The organism is Cognatilysobacter bugurensis, assembly GCF_014652095.1.
GTDB classification, from domain to species: Bacteria; Pseudomonadota; Gammaproteobacteria; order Xanthomonadales; family Xanthomonadaceae; genus Cognatilysobacter; species Cognatilysobacter bugurensis.
This window is the reverse complement of the sequence record NZ_BMYD01000002.1, coordinates 466,761-484,070: the sequence shown is the minus strand read 5'-3', so window position 1 is coordinate 484,070 and position 17,310 is coordinate 466,761. Positions and strand designations below refer to the sequence as shown.

General features: G+C 69.9%; 16 protein-coding genes and 1 tRNA gene. 7 read left to right on the top strand and 10 right to left on the bottom strand.

Annotated features, from left to right (window positions below; all coding sequences use genetic code 11):
* Nucleotides 1–81: 81 nt before the first annotated feature.
* From cutA to accC, 6 genes are all read left to right on the top strand, one after another.
* Nucleotides 82–405 carry a divalent-cation tolerance protein CutA gene (gene cutA, locus IE075_RS09315; RefSeq protein WP_189455717.1) on the top strand — a complete coding sequence of 108 codons (324 nt, stop codon included), beginning with the start codon at nt 82–84 and terminating at the stop codon, nt 403–405.
* Nucleotides 398–2,887: a protein-disulfide reductase DsbD gene (gene dsbD, locus IE075_RS09310; RefSeq protein WP_189455715.1), complete on the top strand. Its 2,490-nt coding sequence runs from the start codon at nt 398–400 to the stop codon at nt 2,885–2,887. Before cutA ends, dsbD begins: the two co-directional genes overlap by 8 nt.
* Nucleotides 2,887–3,501 carry a TlpA family protein disulfide reductase gene (locus IE075_RS09305; protein WP_189455713.1) on the top strand — a complete coding sequence of 205 codons (615 nt, stop codon included), beginning with the start codon at nt 2,887–2,889 and terminating at the stop codon, nt 3,499–3,501. Before dsbD ends, IE075_RS09305 begins: the two co-directional genes overlap by 1 nt.
* Nucleotides 3,502–3,593: 92 nt before the next feature.
* The gene (gene aroQ / locus IE075_RS09300) at nt 3,594–4,049 is read left to right on the top strand and encodes a type II 3-dehydroquinate dehydratase (protein ID WP_189455711.1); all 456 of its coding nucleotides are present in this window, start codon (nt 3,594–3,596) and stop codon (nt 4,047–4,049) included.
* A 64-nt stretch (nt 4,050–4,113) separates the two neighbouring features.
* Nucleotides 4,114–4,584, top strand: coding sequence for an acetyl-CoA carboxylase biotin carboxyl carrier protein (gene accB, locus IE075_RS09295; RefSeq protein WP_189455709.1), 471 nt, complete (start codon nt 4,114–4,116; stop codon nt 4,582–4,584).
* Nucleotides 4,585–4,688: 104 nt separating this feature from the next.
* Nucleotides 4,689–6,056: an acetyl-CoA carboxylase biotin carboxylase subunit gene (accC, locus tag IE075_RS09290; RefSeq protein ID WP_189455707.1), complete on the top strand. Its 1,368-nt coding sequence runs from the start codon at nt 4,689–4,691 to the stop codon at nt 6,054–6,056.
* Between the two features lie 105 nt (nt 6,057–6,161).
* Here accC and IE075_RS09285 read toward each other — a convergent pair whose 3' ends face one another.
* The 5 genes from IE075_RS09285 to IE075_RS09265 all read right to left on the bottom strand — a co-directional run bounded on the left by IE075_RS09285 (nt 6,162) and on the right by IE075_RS09265 (nt 11,172).
* Nucleotides 6,162–6,797, bottom strand: a complete 636-nt coding sequence (locus IE075_RS09285; protein ID WP_189455704.1) for a GAF domain-containing protein — start codon at nt 6,795–6,797, stop codon at nt 6,162–6,164.
* Nucleotides 6,798–7,041: 244 nt separating this feature from the next.
* Nucleotides 7,042–7,443 (bottom strand): MAPEG family protein, encoded by a 402-nt coding sequence (locus tag IE075_RS09280; RefSeq protein WP_189455702.1) that lies wholly within the window; start codon nt 7,441–7,443, stop codon nt 7,042–7,044.
* A gap of 155 nt (nt 7,444–7,598) precedes the next feature.
* Entirely contained in the window at nt 7,599–7,946 is a 348-nt protein-coding gene (locus tag IE075_RS09275) for a zinc ribbon domain-containing protein YjdM (protein ID WP_189455700.1), read from the bottom strand.
* Between the two features lie 64 nt (nt 7,947–8,010).
* Nucleotides 8,011–8,388, bottom strand: coding sequence for a DUF5329 family protein (locus IE075_RS09270; protein WP_189455698.1), 378 nt, complete (start codon nt 8,386–8,388; stop codon nt 8,011–8,013).
* A gap of 225 nt (nt 8,389–8,613) precedes the next feature.
* Nucleotides 8,614–11,172 carry a PAS domain S-box protein gene (locus IE075_RS09265; protein ID WP_189455695.1) on the bottom strand — a complete coding sequence of 853 codons (2,559 nt, stop codon included), beginning with the start codon at nt 11,170–11,172 and terminating at the stop codon, nt 8,614–8,616.
* A gap of 227 nt (nt 11,173–11,399) precedes the next feature.
* Here IE075_RS09265 and IE075_RS09260 point away from each other — a divergent pair, with 227 nt between their 5' ends.
* Nucleotides 11,400–11,630, top strand: a complete 231-nt coding sequence (locus tag IE075_RS09260; protein WP_189455693.1) for a hypothetical protein — start codon at nt 11,400–11,402, stop codon at nt 11,628–11,630.
* A 126-nt stretch (nt 11,631–11,756) separates the two neighbouring features.
* Here the strand turns inward: IE075_RS09260 and IE075_RS09255 are convergent, their stop codons facing one another.
* The 5 genes from IE075_RS09255 to ybgF form a co-directional block, all read right to left on the bottom strand.
* A complete protein-coding gene (locus IE075_RS09255) occupies nt 11,757–14,483 on the bottom strand; it encodes an excinuclease ABC subunit UvrA (protein WP_189455691.1) in 2,727 nt (908 codons plus the stop codon).
* Between the two features lie 94 nt (nt 14,484–14,577).
* A tRNA-Lys gene (locus IE075_RS09250) sits at nt 14,578–14,653 on the bottom strand.
* Nucleotides 14,654–14,723: 70 nt separating this feature from the next.
* Nucleotides 14,724–15,455 (bottom strand): 7-cyano-7-deazaguanine synthase QueC, encoded by a 732-nt coding sequence (queC, locus tag IE075_RS09245; RefSeq protein WP_268244929.1) that lies wholly within the window; start codon nt 15,453–15,455, stop codon nt 14,724–14,726.
* 282 nt (nt 15,456–15,737) lie between these two features.
* Nucleotides 15,738–16,418 carry a 7-carboxy-7-deazaguanine synthase QueE gene (gene queE / locus IE075_RS09240; RefSeq protein WP_189455689.1) on the bottom strand — a complete coding sequence of 227 codons (681 nt, stop codon included), beginning with the start codon at nt 16,416–16,418 and terminating at the stop codon, nt 15,738–15,740.
* Nucleotides 16,419–16,485: 67 nt separating this feature from the next.
* Nucleotides 16,486–17,307, bottom strand: a complete 822-nt coding sequence (gene ybgF / locus IE075_RS09235) for a tol-pal system protein YbgF (RefSeq protein ID WP_189455687.1) — start codon at nt 17,305–17,307, stop codon at nt 16,486–16,488.
* Nucleotides 17,308–17,310: the final 3 nt, after the last annotated feature.

The window sequence follows — 17,310 nt, the reverse complement described above, 5'->3', positions numbered from 1 at the left end:
TGGTGGCGGACGGGCACCCGTCCGCCATTGCGCTGACCGGCGTCCCGTCAGCCTCGGGGACGGCGCCCGTACAATCGGGGCATGCCCGCCCTCATCGTTTATTGCAGTTGCCCCGACGCGGCCACCGCCGACGCGATTGCGACCGCGCTCGTCGACGAGCGGCTCGCCGCCTGCGTGACCGCGCTGCCGAACGCGCGCTCGACCTACCGTTGGGAGGGCCGCGTCGAGCACTCGGACGAACTGCTGCTGCTGATCAAGACCGCGTCCGAACGGCTCGACGCGCTCATAGATCGCATCCGCGCGCTGCACCCGTATGAACTGCCGGAAGTGATCGCGGTCGAAGCCGTCGGGGGCCTTGCCCCGTACCTGCGGTGGGTGGCCGAACAGAGCGGTGTCGATGCATAAGTCTTTTTCGCGGCGGGCGAGCGATTTCGTCCGTCGATGCGGTGCCTGCCTTCCCGCCGCGCCGACTCGGATCCGCGCGGCGTTCGTCGCAGCATGCGCGGCGCTCGCGATCGCCCTGCCGGCTGCGGCGGCGATCGACGAGGCCGACCTGCTGCCGGTCGACCAGGCTTTCGTGCTCGATGCGCAAGCGACCTCACCCGACACGATCCGCTTGCGTTGGCGCGTCGCCGACGGCTACTACCTGTATCGACACCGCACCTCGGTGCAGGCCGACCCCGCGTTTGCCGCGCAGCCGCTGCAGTTGCCGAAGGGCAAGGCGTACCGCGACGAGTTCTTCGGCGACGTCGAGACCTATCGCAAGGAACTCGTCGCCACCCTGCCCGGCCGCGCCGGGCCGGCGCGCGTCAACCTGACGGTGAAGTACCAGGGCTGCGCCGATGCGGGCATCTGCTACCCGCCGCAGACCCGCAAGCTGACGGTCGCGATGCCCGTCGCCACAGCCGCGGGCGACAAGCCGCTGGTTTCGTTCGGCAACGCGCGCGGCGGCGCGAACCCGCTGGTCAGCGGCAATGCACGCAACCTGCCGTTGCCGGCGGAGCAGGCGTTCGGCGTTGAGGCGATCGCCCGCGATGCTGACACGCTGCTCGTGCGGTTTACGCCGGCCCCGGGCTACTACCTCTATCGCGACAAGACCGCGCTGCGCCTTGAGGGTGTGCCCGGCGCGTCGCTCGGACCGCCGCGCTGGCCGCGCGGCGTCGCGCATCGTGACGAGCACTTCGGCGCGGTCACCGTGTTTTTCGACCCGGTCGACGTCGCGGTGCCCGTGCGCCGCGGGGACGCAGGGGCGGTCAACGCGCGCCTGGTCGTGAACTTCCAGGGCTGCCAGACCGACGGCATCTGCTACCCACCCATGACACGCACGCTCGACGTTGCGCTGCCCGCGGGCTCGGTTACGGCAGACGGCGCCACTGCCGGGGTGTCCGCGAGCACCGGAAGCGTCGCTGCCCCCACCGGAGAGTCGGCAGTTGCCGCGCCGGCCTCTGCCGTCGTCGATACGACCGGGGCCGCCCCATCGGCGGCCGCATTGGACACCGCAGGTGCATCGGCGTCGACCGCGGGCACCGCCGCTCCGGCACCGGCCACGACCGCTGCATCCGGCGTATCGGACGCCGCGGATGCCGGTCCGGTCGCCGACGACCGTCGACTGGCCGATGCGCTCGCCGGCCCGAGCCGCCTGTGGACGCTGATGAGCTTCCTCGGCTTCGGCGTGCTGCTCGCGTTTACGCCGTGCGTGCTGCCGATGGTGCCGATCCTCTCGGGTCTCATCGCCGGCCGCGGGCCCGGCCTCGGCGCGCGCCGCGCGTTCGTGCTGTCGCTCGTGTACGTGCTCGCGAACGCGGCGGTGTTCACGGTCGCGGGCGTGGTCGCCGGCCTGGCGGGCGCAAACCTTCAGATCCTGTTCCAGGCGCCGTGGGCGATCGGGCTGTTCGCGGCGTTGTTCGTCGCGCTCGCGCTGTCGAGCTTCGGGCTGTACGAGCTGCAGATGCCGGCCGGGCTGCGCAATCGGCTCGGCGCGCTGACCAACCAACAGCACGGCGGCTCCTGGGCCGGCGTCGCGGTCATGGGGGCCTTGTCGGCGCTGATCGTTGGCCCCTGCGTGGCACCGCCGCTCGCCGCGGCCGTGCTCTATATCGGGCAGACCCAGGACCCGATGTTCGGCGGCGCCGCGCTGTTCCTGCTCGCACTCGGCATGGGCCTGCCGCTGCTCGCGTTCGGCGCGGCCGCGGGTCGCGGACTGCCGACGACCGGGCCGTGGATGATCGGCGTGCAACGCGCGTTCGGCTTCGTGTTCCTGGGTCTTGCCGTGTGGATGCTCGAGCGCGTGCTGCCGGGCCCGATCACGCTCGCGCTCTGGGGCGCGCTGCTGCTCGGCGCCGCGGCGATGCTCGCCGTCACGCTGCGCCATGCGCGCACGCCTTCAACCGGCCGCGCGACGCTGGGGTGGACCGCCGCCCTGCTGCTCGGCCTCACCGGCACCGCGCAGCTTGTAGGCGCGCTCGCCGGCAGCCACGACCCGCTGCGCCCGCTCGCAGGCCTGCGCGGCGGCGCAACGCATGCGGAGCTGCCGTTCCGGATGATCAAGTCCAGCGCCGACCTCGACCGCGAGATCGCGGCCGCGCAGGCCGCAGGGCGTCCGCTCTTGCTCGATTTCTATGCGGACTGGTGCGTGGCCTGCAAAGAGATGGAGCGCGACACGTTCCCCGACCCGCGCGTGCACGCCGCGCTTCAGGGCTTCGTGCTGATCAAGGCCGACGTCACCGCGAACGACGCACTCGACCAGGCGCTGATGACGCGGCTCGGCATCGTCGGCCCACCGGCCACGCTGTACTTCGTCGACGGCGCCGAGCAGCGCGGCTTGCGGCTGTTCGGCTTCGAGCCGCCGGTGAAGTTCGCAGCCCGGGCGCAACAGGCGGCGCGCTGATGCGACCGCACCTGCGCGTTGTCGCCGTCGCGCTGGGCGCTGCAGTCCTCGGTGCCGCGGCCGGCCTGTGGTTCGGCGGCCCAGGGCCGCTGCTGCGCACCGAACTCGGCCAGCGCGCGCTGCACGGCGCGATGTCGGCCACCGCGCCGACGCCTCCCGACGGCGTTCCGGTCGCCGAGCGCGGCAAGGCCGTGCCCACCGTCCGGGCGCAGCGCCTCGACGGCGCGCCGCTCACTCTGCCAGGCGATTTCGCGGGCCGCCCCGTGCTCGTGAACCTGTGGGCGAGCTGGTGCGGGCCGTGCATCGAGGAGATGCCCGAACTCGAGCGCTTCGCCCAGGCACAGGGCGCGAACGGCGTGCAAGTGGTCGGCATCGCGCTCGACGAGGCCGACGCGGTGCGTGCGTTCCTGCAGCGGGTGCCGGTGACCTACGCGATCGCGCTCGACGCGCCGGGCCCGCGCGACGCGGGCGTGCAGCTCGGCAACACGCGCGGCGTGCTGCCCTATACCGCGCTGATCGATGCGCGCGGCCGCCTGGTCAAGCAGAAGATCGGCCCGTTCCAGCCGGGCGAGATTGACGACTGGGCCGCCGAGGCGATTCAAACAACCGATTAAATCGCGGCAACTTCGCCGATCCCGCAGCGAACGTCTGGACAGCTGCCGCATCGCTCGCGCACACTGCCGGCCTTTCGTCCTTGGGGAACGCGATGGCCAAGCTGCTCGTGCTGCACGGCCCCAACCTCAACCTGCTCGGCGAGCGCGAACCCGGCATTTACGGGCGCACGCCGCTGTCGTCGATCGACGCGGGTTTGCAGGCGGACGCCGAGCGCGCCGGCCATACGGTCGAATGCATGCAGTCGAACGCCGAGCACGAGCTCGTCGATCGCGTGCAGGCTGCGCGCCGCGACGGCACCGCGTTCATCCTCATCAACCCGGCCGCGTTCACGCACACGTCGGTCGCGCTGCGCGACGCGCTCGCGGCGGTCGCACTGCCATTCATCGAAGTTCACCTGTCGAACCCGCACACGCGCGAGCCGTTCCGCCGCCATAGCTATTTCAGCGACGTCGCGCTCGGCGTGATCGCCGGCTTCGGCGCGGACAGCTACCGCTTCGCGATGGACGCCGCGCTCGGCTGGCTCGACCGCCGCGCCGCCGACGCCTGACCCCTTTTCCCCGCATCCCCGAACACGCCCGCCCAATGCGGCGGCACCGACCTGGAGGCCCATGATGGACCTGCGCAAGATCAAGAAGCTCATCGACCTGCTCGAGGAATCCAACCTCGCCGAGATCGAGATCAAAGAAGGTGAGGAGTCCGTGCGCCTCGCCCGCGTGCCGAAGGGCAGCATGAGCTACGCCGCCCCGGCCGCGCCGACGATCCAGGTCCCGACGCCCGCGGCGATGCCCATGCAGTCGCCGACCGAGTCCGCGACCGGCGGCGGCAAGCCGAACTCCGACCTGCCCGACGGCCACATCGTGCGTGCCCCGATGGTTGGCACGTTCTACGCCGCGCCGGCGCCGGACAAGCCCGTCTTCGTGACGGTGGGCCAGCAGGTCAAGGCCGGTGAGACGCTTGCGATCATCGAGGCGATGAAGATGTTCAACCCGATCGAAGCCGACGTGTCCGGCACCGTGCTCAAGGTGCTCGCCGAGAGCGGCCAGCCGATCGAGTTCGACCAGCCGCTGTTTGTCATTGGGTGAGCGGGAGCTGTCCGGCGGCACTGCCGCCGGCCCGCGAACGCCCATCGGCCGCGCGGCCGATGGGCCGGAAGTGCCCACTCTCCCAGACGCATTGGAATTGACCCATGCTCGATAAAGTCGTCATCGCCAACCGCGGCGAGATCGCGCTGCGCATCCTGCGCGCGTGCCACGCGCTCGGCATCCGCACCGTCGCAGTGCACTCCACGGTCGACCGCAACCTCAAACATGTCGCAATGGCCGACGAGTCGGTCTGCATCGGCCCGGCGCCGTCGACCGACAGCTACCTCAACATGGCGCAGATCATCGCCGCGGCCGAGGTCACCGATGCGCAGGCGATCCACCCCGGCTACGGGTTCCTGTCGGAGAACGCCGCGTTCGCCGAGCGCGTCGAGCAGTCGGGCTTCATCTTCATCGGGCCGAAGGCCGACACGATCCGCCTGATGGGCGACAAGGTCGAGGCGATCCGCGCGATGAAGGAGGCCGGCGTGCCGTGCGTGCCCGGCAGCGGCGGCCCGCTCGGCGACGATCCGGCGACGAACGCGAAGATCGCGCGCGAGATCGGCTACCCGGTCATCGTGAAGGCGGCCGGCGGCGGCGGCGGGCGCGGCATGCGCGTCGTGCACACCGAAGGCGCGCTGCACAGCTCGATCCAGACCACGAAGACCGAGGCGAAGGCCGCGTTCGGCAACGACATGGTCTACATGGAGAAATTCCTCGAGAACCCGCGCCACGTCGAGATCCAGGTGCTCGCCGACGGCCAGGGCAACGCGATCCACCTCGGCGAGCGCGACTGCTCGATGCAGCGCCGCCACCAGAAGGTCGTCGAGGAAGCGCCGGCGCCCGGCATCACGCCGGAGCTGCGCGCGGAGATCGGCAAGGTCTGCGTCGAGGCATGCATCCGCATCGGCTACCGCGGCGCGGGCACGTTCGAGTTCCTGTTCGAGGACGGGCGGTTCTACTTCATCGAAATGAACACCCGCATCCAGGTCGAGCACCCGGTCACCGAGATGGTCACCGGCATCGACCTCGTCAAAGAGCAGTTGATGATCGCGGCGGGCAACAAACTGTCGATCAAGCAAGAAGACATCGTGCTCGACGGCCATGCGATCGAGTGCCGCATCAACGCCGAGGATCCGGACACGTTCCTGCCCTCGCCGGGCCTGATCCAGCACTTCCACGCGCCGGGCGGCCCGGGCGTGCGCGTCGACAGCCACATCTACGAGGGCTATCGCGTGCCGCCGAACTACGATTCGATGATTGGCAAGCTCATCGTGCACGGCCCCGACCGCGCCACCGCGATCGCACGCATGCGCGTGGCGCTCAGCGAGATGGTCGTCGATGGCATCAAGACGAACATTCCGCTGCAGCAGCGCATCCTGTCGGACCTCGGCTTCCAGCAGGGCGGCCAGAACATCCACTACCTCGAGAAGCGCCTCAAGGAGCGGAAGGAAAAGTCGATCTCGCTCGTCTGAGCCGATCGCAATCGCATGACGTGGAAAAGGCCGGCATTGCCGGCCTTTTTCTTAGGCAGACGTTCGGCGCGGTGTTGCCCCACGCCGAGCGCGGGGATCGGCGCGTTACCGGGCGGCGAGCACCTGCGTCGCATGGATCACGAGCTCCGACGCCTGGTCGGCACCCTCATTCGCGTCGACTTTCGCCTGTAGCGCGTCATGGGCCGACTGCAGCGCGTCGTGCGCCTCGCGCGCGCGTCGCACCTCGAGCCGGGCATCGAGCAGCGCGGCCACCTGATCGGCGAGCACCTGCAGGCCGCGGCGCTGCGCGGCGTTGAGCGAACGCGGCACGGTGTCCATCACGGCAAGGGCGCCAATCGCACTGCCGTCGTCCGCGATCAGCGGGACGCCGGCGTAGAACCGCAGATGCGGTGCGCCGGAGACGTAAGGATTTTCGGCGAAGCGAACATCGTCCTGCGCATTGGGCACGACGAACGGCTGCGCCGCCTCCACGGTCCATGCACAGAACGCCACGTCGCGCGGCGTTTCGCGCAGACCGAGACCAACGCACGCCTTGAACCACTGACGCTTGCGGTCGATGAACGTGATCGCGGCCATCGGCGTGCCGCACACATGCGCGGCGAGCGATGCGACGTCATCGAACTCGCGCTCGCGAGCGGTGTCGAGGATGCCGTAACGGTCGAGCGCGGTCAGGCGCGCCGCTTCGCGCTGGACATCGTGTGCTGCGGCCGATGTGGTCATGCGGGTCCATCCTGGGAATGCGCTGCGGAACGCCGCGCGCCTTCCATCGCGTCACGGTCGGTCAGCGTCCGCTGCAGCCTAGGCCGCAGCCGCTTCCCGCGCCGTGACCCGGGTCGCAGCCAGCGGTTCGCCTTTGATCGAATGTGACCTGCATCGCCTGATGGATGCGCCGTTGCTCGAAGCGGCCAATCGGCGCAAAGGCGCTGCCGCGTGTCGCCGCACCGTCACGTCCGCCACGCTCCGCTCAGCGCAGCAATCCGGGAAACACGACGGTCGCCCACAGCCCCAGCACCGCAACGAAGTTCACCATGAACACCGCGCCCCGCAGGCGCACGTTCGCGGTGCCGACCTGCACGGCGCTGTGCAGCACCCGTCCGACGATGAACCCCCATGCGAGCACGATCGTGCCGGTCCCCACATCGCCGCGCTGCATCAGCACGAGGCAGGCGACGTGGAACAACATCGGCCACTCGAACTGGTTGGACAGGTTCGCGCTGATGCGCGGCTCACGGCGCGTCCAAGCGTTCGCGCCGCCGGCGCGGCGGCCGATGCCCCACACCGCCGGAGCACGTGCAACCGTCAGCAGCGCATAGAGCGCCGCTGCGAGCACCACGTGGGCGGCCATCGGAGGGATCAGTGGATGCACGACAGCCCGCTCCTACTCGTCGGCTTGGACAGGCGCGGTGACCCGGCCATGCGCCGCTGCCACGCGGGGCACCGCACGTCGGACACACGATCCACAGCACCAGCCTGTTCGCTCGACGCGGATCACTCGTCGCATCACGCTCCGCAGCCGCATGCCTAAGCCTGCACTTTTTTCACGAACTCGGATTTGAGTTTCATCGGGCCGAACCCGTCGATCCTGCAGTCGATGTCGTGGTCTTCGTCGACGAGGCGGATCTGCCGGACCTTCGTACCGGCCTTCAGCGCCGAACTCGCGCCTTTGACCTTGAGGTCCTTGACCACCGTGACCGCGTCGCCGTCCGCCAGGACATTGCCGACCGCATCGCGATGGACGCGCGGCGCATCGTCGTGCGACGCGGCGGCGTCGCGTGCCCACTCGTGCCCGCACTCGGGGCACACGAGCAGCGCGCCGTCTTCGTAGCTCAGCGACGACGCGCAGGCGGGACAAGGGGGCAGATCGGCCATTCAGGGGCTCCGGCGGCGGTGCGCAGCATTCGCGACCGCACTCCCACGCGGCCGCCCCGCAAGACTAGCGCGCCGCGCCCCTGCGGATCTCGCTGAGGTGGCGCATGAACCACGTGCGGCTCTCGACAGTCTCGGCGCCCGGGCACTTCACGAGGTACGGCCTGCCCGACAGGCTGCTTTCCGATGCGGCGCGTTCGATCAACGATTCGGCGTTCGTAATGAGGTCTTTCCTGACCAGGTAATCGCGCTTGCGATCGAGATGGGTCACGGCCTCAGCGGCGTCGTGCCAGCGGCCGTTGCGCTGGAACTGGCAGCCGGAGCTGCGCAGCGTCTCGAAGAGCTGGCCGATCTCACGCTGTGTATCGGCCGCGGATCGCTCCTGCGCGGACGCATCGGCGAGACCAAAGAGCGCAATGAGCAGAGCAGTCAGAGCAATACGCATGAGCCAAACCTTCGATACAGGGCGCGGAATGCGGCGCCGATCGAACGATTGAAGCACCGGGTCGCCGTCTCGCGGGTTAATGGCCGCGGCCCGTAAGCTGCGCTGAGGGCTGACCGCGCAGGCCTACACGAACGCGGGCAATCCCCCACGAGGCCGCGAGCGACCACGGCGCGTGCGGCCCGCCGGCGCCATGGGCACTGCGCCCAGCCTCACGTGGAGCGCCCTTCAGGAGCGAACGTCCGCTTTCGCACGCTTTGCCCGATACATCGCGGCATCGGCCTCGCGCATCAGGCGTTCGGCGTCGCTGCCGCCGTCGTGCACCGCAATGCCGATGCTCGGCGTGACCCGCAGGCGGTGCGAGCCGATCTGCATCGGGAGCGCCATGGCCTGCCGCAGCTTGTGTTCGATCAGCGCCGGGGCGTTGGCATCGCAGACGCCGTCCAGCAGCACGACGAACTCATCGCCCGACAGGCGCGCGATGAAGTCGTTCGTGCGCAGGCAACCGCGCAGGCGGCTTGCGAACTCGCAGAGCACCGCATCACCCACGCCGTGGCCGCAGGTGTCGTTGATGCGCTTGAAACCGTCGAGATCGAGGAACATCACTGCGATCGGCGGGGCGCCGCGCGCGGCACGTGCAAGTCCGCGTTCGAGCTCGGCGTCCCACGCGGCGCGGTTGGGCAGTCCGGTCAGCGAATCGGTCAGCGCGCGCTCCTCGAGCACACGCGCAAGCCGGACCTGCGCGGTCACGTCGTGGACCATGAGGTGGAAGCCGGTCGGGCGGTCGCGGGCCGGGTCGGCGCCCTCGGCCCAAGCGGGGCGGTAGGTCGCTCGCATGTGGCGAACCTCGTCGTCCCGCGGCACGTCCATGTCGAATTCGAGCGTCTCACCGCGCAGCACCGCTTCGAGCTTGGGCTCGATGCTGCGGTAATGCTCAGGATGCAGGACGTCCCGCATCCGCGCGCCGAGCATCTCGTCACAGCTGCGACCGAAGAACCCGGCGTAGCGCTCGTTGACGAAGCGGTAGCGCTGCTCGGCATCCACATGCGCGATCAACGCGGGCACGTTGTCGGCCACGGTGCGCAGTTGCCGCTCGCTCGCGCGCAATCGCGCCTCGCCTTCGACACGACGCGTGATGTCGTGCAGGAACGCGTGGAACACGCGCGTGGTGCCTAGATCGACGACCGAGATCGTCATCTCGACCGGAAACTCCGAACCGTTGCGGTGCAGGGCCGGTAATTGCAAGCGCTGGTCGAGGATGGTGCCCTGTCCACTGCGCATGAAGCGCGCCATGCCCGTGCGATGCGCCTCGCGCAGGCGCGGCGGCACCATCACTTCGGCCATGGGCTTGCCGAGCACCTCGCTTCGTCTCCAGCCGAAGGTCGCTTCGGCTGCACGGTTCCACTCGACGATCGCCCCGCGCTCGTCGACGGACACGAACGCGTCATAGGAATGCTCGAGTACGCTGCGCAGGCGCTGCTCGCTGTCACGCAGGCGCGCCTCGGCCCGCTTGCGTTCGGTCAGGTCCTGCACGAGGACCACCTTGTGCAAGGGGCGGCCGGTGCTGTCGCGCACCACCGACACCGACAGGTGCACCCAGACGGCATGCCCCTCGGAGTGCACGTAGCGCTTGTCGAGCTGGAAGCTGCGGCGCTTGCCGAGCAACAGCTCGGTCGCGAGGTCGCGGCTCTCACGCTGGTCTTCCGGATGCGTGATGCGCTGGAAGTCGCGCTCGAGCAGCTCGTCGTTCGTATAGCCCAACATCGCGCAGAACGCGTCGTTGACTTCGAGAAACCGGCCGTCCAGGCCGACGATCGCCATGCCCTGCGCGGCCGCGCCGAACGCCTCGCCGAAGCGCGCGGCTTCGAGCCGGGCATGTTCCTGCGCGGCCCGCACCTCGGTCACGTCATGCATCACGCACACCGCACCGAGCACGCGCCCGTCGGCGGCACGCACCTGCTCGCCATTCGCCAGCACGTGGCGCGCCGGGCGCCCGGCGGGTTGGATCACGAGCTCCTGGTCGCGGACGACCTCGCCGCCGAACGCGCGCAGCAGCGGCAGTTGCTCGGTGCGCAGCGGTGTCACGCCATCGGGCTCGTAGAGGTCGAAATGCTCGATCCATTCCTCGGGCGGCACGGCACGGGGGTCGACGCCGTGCCATTCGCGCGCGGTGCGGTTGCACTCGGTGAGCAGACCGTGCGCGTCGCAGGTCACCACGCCATTGGGCATGGCATCGAGCAGGTGGGCGAGCGTCTGTTCGCGCGTCTCGGCCGCAATGCGCCGGCGGCGCGCCTCCATCGCCGCGCTCGTGCGGCGTGCCAGCCGCACCAGGCCTTCGCGCTGCACATCGTCGAGCCGGCCCGGCTCGGTGTCGGCGACGCACAACGTGCCGTAGCGGTGTCCCGATCGACCGATGAGCGGAGCGCCTGCGTAGAAGCGCAGTTGCAATTCACCCGTCACCATGGGGTTGTCGGCAAACCGCGGGTCTTCGCGGGCATCGACCACTTCCATGACGCCGTCCTGCTCGATCGCGTGCGAGCAGAACGAAATCGCGCGCGACGTCTCGCCCCGCTCGACGCCGCAGGCGGCCTTCGCCCATTGACGGTGCGTGTCGACGAGGTTCACCACCGCAATGGGCACCTCGCACAGCCGCGAAGCAAGCCACACGAGATCGTCGAACTCCGCTTCGGCCGGGGTGTCGAGCATCTGCAGCTCGTGCAGCGCGTCGACGCGCACGGCGTCGATCGCGGCGTGGAGGATGGGGCTGATGTCGTCAGGGCGGGACATGGCGCTCGCAAATCGGCCTGCTGCGCACGTGCGCGGCTTCACGCGGGCCTTATCGGCCGGGAGCGGATGCGCTGCAGCGCCGCGACCGGGGGCGTGACGCAGGCCCGCACGCGCCCCGATCGCCGTCACGGTCCGGCCTGCCGCTCGCGCCGCGACGCACCATTTCACGACTGCTTGACGCCCGAAGCCCGTAGATGCGCCACTCGCTCGCGTCAGGGATTACGCACATGGCCATCGTCGTGCATTACATCGGCGGTCCGTTCGACTGCCAGACCGAGGAGTACCGCAGCGTGCCGCAGAGCACGCAGCGCATGTCGGGCGCCTCGCGCGGCACGCAGGCCTGCTACGTGCTGCACCTGTTCGAGATCGACGGTCGCGCGGCGTGGGGGTACGTGTCGATCGATGTTCCGCTGGCGACGGCACGCGAAATGCTCAACGAGCGGCTCGCGATGGCGTAACGGCTGTCGAGCGCGGTCCGTGTCCGGCCGTGCGAGCCGGCATCGGGTCTCCACCCCGCGCCCTCATGGGTGTCTGATTGGTCGAGAGGCACTGCGCCCGCGCAGCGCCCACCGCGGGGCGCTGCCTCAACGTGACGCGCCCTCGCCTGCCAGCGCGGCCGCGAGGTACGACGCAGTGCGACTGCCCCGCGCACGCGCAACCTGCGCAGGCGGGCCTTCCGCCACGATGCGCCCGCCGGCCTCGCCCGCCCCGGGGCCGACGTCGATGACCCAGTCCGCCTGCGCGACGACGCGCATGTCGTGCTCGATGACGACGACCGCATGGCCTGCGTCGACGAGCCGCTGCAGCTGCACAAGCAGGCGCTCGACGTCGGACGCATGCAGGCCCGTCGTGGGCTCGTCCAGCACGTAGAGGCTGCGCCCGCGCGTGCTGCGCTGCAGCTCGGTCGCGAGCTTGATGCGCTGCGCCTCGCCGCCGGAGAGCTCGGTCGCCGGCTGGCCGAGGCGCAGGTAGCCCAGACCGATCTCGCGCAGCAGTTCGAGCGGGCGCGCAACCGCAGGCTCGCCCTCGAAGAACCCGCAGGCGTCCTCGACGGTCATGCCGAGCACGTCCGCGATCGTCCGACCGTTCCAGCGCACCTCGAGCGTCTGCGCGTTGTAACGCGCACCGTGGCAGGTCGGACAAGGCGCGTAGACGCTCGGCATGAACAACAGCTCGACGCTTACGAAGCCCTCGCCTTCGCAGGTCTCGCAGCGCCCCTTGGCCACGTTGAACGAGAAGCGTCCCGCGTCGTAGCGGCGCTTGCGCGCCTCGGGCGTGGCGGCGAACAGCTTGCGCACCGGGTCGAACAGCCCGGTGTAGGTGGCAAGATTCGAGCGCGGCGTGCGACCGATCGGCTTCTGATCGACCTGCACGAGCCGGCGAACGGCGTCGACATCGCCGCTCAGGTGGCCGCGCGTGCGCTCGATGATGACGGGGCCTTCGGGCGTGGCCTCGTCTTCCTCCTCGGGCTCGTGGCCGAGGTGTCCGGCCACGAGCTCGGTCAACGCCTGCGCGATGAGGCTCGACTTGCCGGAGCCAGAAATGCCGGTGATCGCTGTAAGCACGCCGAGCGGGATGCGTGCATCGACGCCGTGCAGGTTGTGCCGGTGCACGCCGCGCAGCTCCAACCAGCCCGAGGGCGCGCGGCCTTGGCTGGCAGGCATCGCCGCATCGCCGAACAGATGCGCCGCGGTGCGCGACTCGGGCACGTCGCGCAGGCCCTCGGGCGGCCCGCTGTAGAGCACGCGGCCGCCCCGCTCGCCGGCGTCGGGGCCAACGTCGACGAGCCAGTCCGCACGCTGCATGAGCGCGAGATCGTGCTCGACGACGAACACGCTGTTGCCGGCCGCGCGCAGCTGCTCCAGTGCGGCGTACAGCGCCTCGCTGTCGGCCGGGTGCAGGCCCGCGGAAGGCTCGTCGAGCACATAGACGACGCCGAACAGGTTGGAGCGGATTTGTGTGGCGAGCCGCAGGCGCTGCAACTCACCCGGCGAGAGCGTGGGCGTGGTGCGGTCCATCGACAGATAGCCCAGACCGAGCGCCTGCAGCACCGCAAGGCGATCGACGAGATCGCCTGCGATGCGCTGCGCCGCGAGCCGCTTTTCCTCCGACAGCGCCGACGTGCGCCGCACGTCGGGCGCCGCGGCGTGTGTCGCCTGCCCAACCTTCCGGCGCTTTGCGCGGTCGCGCGCGGTGGCCTCGCGGTCGGCGGTCTCGCCGCCGGCGTGCGCGCTGAAGTCGCCCGCTGCGATCGGCGCGAGCCGCTCGGCAACGCGGTCCAGCGTGAGCTGCGAGAGCGCGCCGATATCGAGCCCGGCAAACGTCACCGCCAGCGCCTCGCGCTTGAGCCGCTTGCCGTCGCACACCGGGCACGGGCGGCCCGCCATGTAGCGCGACACGCGCTTTTTCATGAGCGCGCTCTGGGTGGTCGTGAACGTGTGCAGCACGTAGCGGCGCGCGCCCATGTACGTGCCCATGTAGCTGGGCTCGGCCTTGCGCTTGAGCGCGGCGCGCGTCTGCTCGGGCGACATGCCCGCGTACACGGGCGCAGTCGGCGTCTCCTCGGTATAGAGAATCCAGTCGCGATCCTTCTGCGGCAGATCCTTCCAGGGGATGTCGACGTCGTAACCGAGCGTGACGAGGATGTCGCGCAGGTTCTGCCCGTGCCAGGCGGGCGGCCACGCGGCGATCGCCTTCTCGCGGATCGTCAGCGACGGGTCCGGCACCATGGTCGCCTCGCTGACCTCGTACACGTGGCCCAGGCCGTGGCACTCGGGGCACGCGCCCTGCGGCGTGTTCGGCGAGAAGTCCTCCGCGTAGAGCATGGCTTGCCCGGGCGGGTACGCGCCGGCCCGGGAATACATCATGCGCACAAGGCTCGACAGCGTGGTCACGCTGCCTACGCTCGAGCGCGCACTCGCCGCGCCGCGTTGCTGCTGCAGCGCGATCGCCGGCGGCAGACCCTCGATCGAATCGACATCGGGCACGCCGGCCTGGTCGATAAGCCGCCGCGCATAAGGCGCTACCGATTCGAAATAGCGCCGCTGCGCCTCTGCGTACAGCGTGCCGAACGCGAGCGAAGACTTGCCCGAGCCCGACACGCCCGAGAACACGACGAGCGCGTCGCGCGGCAGGTCGACGTCCACGTCGCGCAAATTGTGCTCGCGCGCGCCGCGCACATGGACGAAACCGTCGTAGCGCGGCGCCGAGGTCGGCGCGGGCGCTGTCGACGGACCGGACGCGCGCGCCTTCGATTGCGACGGCTTCGAAGTCGACGCCTTCGGCGACGACGCGGGCGGAGTGCGCGGCATGGGCAAGCCTCGTGCGACAGATTGATGCACTGTCACGCGCACGCAGTCAACGCAACGCCGAGGCGGCGCGGGCGCAGCGATGACAGGAAGAAGATGGTGGGTCGTGATGGATTCGAACCATCGACCAGCGGATTAAAAGTCCGATGCTCTACCGACTGAGCTAACGACCCACGGGCGGGTAGACCGCGGCCCGGCACTGCGCCGGGGGCGGCATTCTAACAGCGATCGCGTTCGCGGGTCTCAGACGTAGCGCGTGACGTCGGGAATGCCCGCAGCGGTGAAGCCGTCCGCGCGCAGGCGACAGGCATCGCAGTGGCCGCAGGCGCGGCCCGCCTCGTCGGCGCGGTAGCACGACACGGTCTGCGAGAAGTCCACGCCAAGACGCACGCCCTCGCGCACGATGTCGGCCTTGCTCAGGTGCTGCAGCGGCGCGTGCACGCGCAGGCCCGCGCCTTCGACACCGGCCTTCGTCGCGAGGTTCGCGAGCCGCTCGAACGCCTCGACGAATTCAGGACGGCAGTCGGGATAGCCCGAGTAATCAACCGCGTTAACCCCGCAAAAGAGGTCCGCCGCGCCGAGCACCTCGGCCCAGCCGAGCGCGATCGACAGCATGATCGTGTTGCGCGCAGGCACGTAGGTCACGGGGATCGTGTTCTTCGCGGCATCGACGCCGATTGCATGGCCGTCGTCGTCGAGCGGCACGTCGATCGAGGTGTCGGTGAGCGCCGATCCGCCGATGCTGCCGAGATCCACGTGCACGGTCTTGTGCGCGACCGCGCCGAGCTCACGCGCGATGCGTGCGGCGGCGTCGAGTTCGGATGTGTGCCGCTGTCCGTAGCGCACGCTGAGCGCATGCACGTCGAAGCCGCGCTCGCGCGCCATCGCGATCACGACGGCCGAGTCCATGCCGCCGGAAACGAGGACGACGGCGGGTTTGCGGTGCGCGGGGCTGGAGTTCTGGGAACTGGTCAAAGCGGTTGCCGTGTTCGTGATGCAGGAAGATTGATTTGGAGCCGCGTCGCGGGCAATTGCGACGGGCGGTGCTGCCGGGAAACAAAGGGCCGAGCGAAGGCCGAGTAAGGCTGGCCGGCGACTGGGCGGGCGACGCCGGTCAGAGGTCGGCTGACCCGCGCATTCGATCAAGGCGCGGCTGATCAAGGCGGCTTGCATCGCGCGCCCCGGAGGGCGCGTCCGCATCCGTATCCGCGAGGCACCGGACCGCCGACCGGTATCAACGCAACGAATCGCAACCCTTCAACGGCCCGGCTCGTCGTTCCAGAGCACCTTGTGCAGCTGCAGCTGGAAGCGCACCGGCAACCGGTCGGCGACGATCCAATCGGCGAGGTCGCGCGGCGCGATCTGGGTGAAGCTCGGCGAGAACAGCACGTCGCAGCGGTCGGCCAATTGATGCTCGGCGACGACGCTGCGCGCCCACTCGTAGTCCTCGCGCGAGCAAATCACGAACTTGACCTGATCGTGCGGCGTGAGCTGCGCGATGTTCGACCACAGGTTGCGATGCTGCTCCGCGGAACCGGGCGTCTTGAGGTCGACGATGCGCGACACGCGCGTGTCGACCTCGGCAATGTCGAGCGCGCCGGAAGTTTCCAGCGACACCTCATAGCCGGCATCGCACAGGCGCCGAAGCAGGCCGATCACGCGCTTCTGCGCGAGCGGCTCGCCACCGGTCACGCACACGTGCCGTGCGCCATGGCGCGCGACTTCGGCGCAGATCGCATCGATGTCCCACCACTGCCCGCCGTGGAACGCATAGGCGGTATCGCAGTACTGGCAACGCAGCGGGCAACCGGTCAGGCGCACGAACACGGTCGGCCAGCCGATCGCGCGGGCTTCGCCCTGCAGGGACAGGAAGATTTCGGTGAGCTTGAGGCGGTCGGCCGCGGCGGCGGTCGCCTCGGCCGGCGCGAGGGTGTTCATCGGCGGCATTTTAGCCGACGACCGCGGGAGGCCGTCGGAGACGACGCCCGCGGATTGTCCGCGGGGTTCAGCGCAGGCGCGTCAGTTCGAGCGCGCGCAGGCGATCGGCCGCGGTGCGCGCGGCGTCGGTGTTCGGGTAACGCTTCGGCACTTCGCGCAGGGTGCGCTCGGCGGCGTCGAACTCCTTGAGCCCCTGCTGCGTCAGGCCGACCTTGAGCAGAGCCCCGGGCGCCTTGTCGTGCGTCGGGTGCTGCTGGACCAGCGTCTGGAACTGCGGCAACGCAAGCCGGTAGTTCTGGGTGACGTAGTAGCTCTCACCCAGCCAGTAACGCGCGTTCGGCGCGTACGTACCGCTCGGGAAATCGCGCAGGAACGCATCGAACGCGCGAGCGGCCGCCACGTAGTCACCGGCCTTGAGGTGCGCGAACGCGGCGTCGTACGACGCCTGCTCGCCGGCCACCGGCGCGGTCGCAGCCGTGCCGACCGCTGCCCGCGGCGCCGTCGCTCCAGTTCCGGATGCCGACGCGGGCGCAGACGCACCCGCCGCCGGCACGCCGGTCAGGGCCGGCACGGCTGGAGCCGCTGCCGGGGCCGGAGCTGCCCCACCCTCGAGCCGCATCAGGCGGCCGTCGAGGTCGAGGTATTGGACGCGGGCGCTGTTGCGCAGCTGCTCGTTCTGCTGCTGCAGTTCTTCGACCTGCGAGCGCAGCGCCCGCAGTTCGTTCTGCAGTTGCGAGATCTGGTTCAGCAGATCGACGCTGACCGCCGGCGTCGCGGCTCGTGCCTCGAGCACGGCCACGCGGTCGGCCAGGCTGGCGCGCTGCGCGTGCGCGGGTGCGGCGGCCGCGAGGGCCACCGCGAATGCCAGAGCGGTCGTGCGACGGATCATCGG